Annotated in this window: 2 protein-coding genes; one reads left to right on the plus strand and one right to left on the minus strand. The window is 26.8% G+C overall.

Annotated elements, in window-relative coordinates:
* Window positions 1-478: 478 nt before the first annotated feature.
* A complete protein-coding gene (locus tag U9R42_12955) occupies window positions 479-1,306 on the minus strand; it encodes an HAD family hydrolase (protein MEA3496927.1) in 828 nt (275 codons plus the stop codon).
* A 248-nt stretch (window positions 1,307-1,554) separates the two neighbouring features.
* Between U9R42_12955 and U9R42_12960 the strand changes: the two genes are divergently transcribed.
* The coding region (locus U9R42_12960) for a hypothetical protein (GenBank protein MEA3496928.1) at window positions 1,555-1,811 on the plus strand (257 nt) is incomplete at its 3' end.

Genomic DNA, 1,811 nt, shown 5'->3' on the forward strand with positions numbered 1-1,811 from the left:
ATAACTTTTAGCTTTCGAAGCGAAGCAAGTCCGTAGAATCCTATAAGTTAAAACTAAAAGGTAAAAGGTAAAAACTAAAAGGTAAAAACTAAAAGGTAAAAGGTAAAAATTAAAAGATAATATATTTATGGTACAACGTGTATTGAAAGAAAAGAGTTATAAGTTTTCAGTGCGAATTGTAAAACTTACTCAATATCTAACTTGTTTCAACCATAAAAACTTTGAAAAAAAAACACCTTTTAGCTTTCGAAGCGAAGCAAGTCCGTAGAATCCTATAAGTTAAAACTAAAAGGTAAAAGGTAAAAACTAAAAGGTGAAAACTAAAAATTAAAAGATAATATATTTATGTTACAACGTGTATTGAAAGAAAAGAGTTATAAGTTTTCAGTGCGAATTGTAAAACTTACTCAATATCTAACTTGTTTCAACCATAAAAACTTTGAAAAAAAAATACCTTTTAGTTTTTACCTTTTACCTTTTAGTTTAAAAGAAGCCATTGATTTACTGCCGCAGAAAAACCACTTTCATCATTTGAAGAGACTAGCTGAAATTCATCTTTAATTTCTTTTGGCGAATTACTTACAACAAAAGAATTTTTTGACCACCTCAGCATATCAAGGTCATTATAATCATTACCAATTGTTAGAATGTTTTCTTTTTCTATTTTATGTAAATTTGCAATAAATTTAATACCATTTGCTTTAGAAACTCCTGAATGATATATTTCTATCCACAAGCTTTTACCATCAATCGGGGATGTTGACCTGATAACTTTTAGGATTTTTAATTCTCTTTTTATTTCATTAAAAACATCCAATGATTTATTTCCGTTAACAATTGCAATAAATTGACAAGTTTCTTGAGTTTCAAAATAAGACTTTTTTATTTCTTTTGCATAGCTTTTATATAGATTATTTCTTCTTTCAAAATCAGGATTATTGGTTGTAGATTTTACAAAAAAATAATTATGATTTTCAGGAACAGGCATTTGAATACTGAAATCTACTTTTCTTTTTACCAAAGCTTCAAAGACTTTTAGTGAATCATTTTTATTTATTGAAAAACTTTTCAATAACTCTTTTGTTTTCCAATCGAATATAGCTGCCCCTGATGAAGAAATAATATATTCAATAGGAAAATCTATTGGTAAACTATTAATTGCTGAAAACATTGAACGTCCTGTTGCAATAACTCTTATAATATCTTTTTTCCCAAGTAGCCTTAAGGTCTCAATATCAGTCAAGCTAATTTCGGTCTTTGAATTAAACAAGGTTCCATCCAAATCGGTTACAATAATTTTTTTCATCTTTTTTATTAAAATACAAAACTATAAAAATTATTTTCAATAGTGTTGCTAAATAACACTTTAATTATAAATACAAGAAGTTCTGAATAAAAAATTATAATAATTTTGTTTTTATTGAGTTGATTATATTGAAAAGTTTATTAAAAAAAACCGAATAATTTATAAATATTATTCGTATCTTTGAAATAAAATATAACAATGGATTATTTAAGGGTGTAACCTAAATAATTTTATAAAGGAGGTTTCTTATGCAGAATTCTACAATTTTACGACTATTTATTTTTAGCTTTTTTATTTTTTCTTTCTCCTTCGCAAATGCTCAAGCACCGGGCAATTGTCTTGATTTTGATGGAACTGATGATTATATTTCTGTATCTGATCACGCTGATCTTGATTTTGGAACAGGGGATTGGACAATTGAGTTTTGGGTAAAAGCAGACGCTAGCGATAAAACTATTATTTCAAAAAATACATCTGGAGCAACATCTCCAGGGTGGAGAATATA

This window comes from Bacteroidota bacterium, from assembly GCA_034723125.1.
Taxonomy (GTDB): domain Bacteria; phylum Bacteroidota; class Bacteroidia; order CAILMK01; family JAAYUY01; genus JAYEOP01.

Coding starts and splice junctions, on each gene's coding strand:
- U9R42_12955 (MEA3496927.1), bottom strand. CDS start 1,306: ATGAAAAAAATTATTGTAACCGATTTGGATGGAACCTTGTTTAATTCA.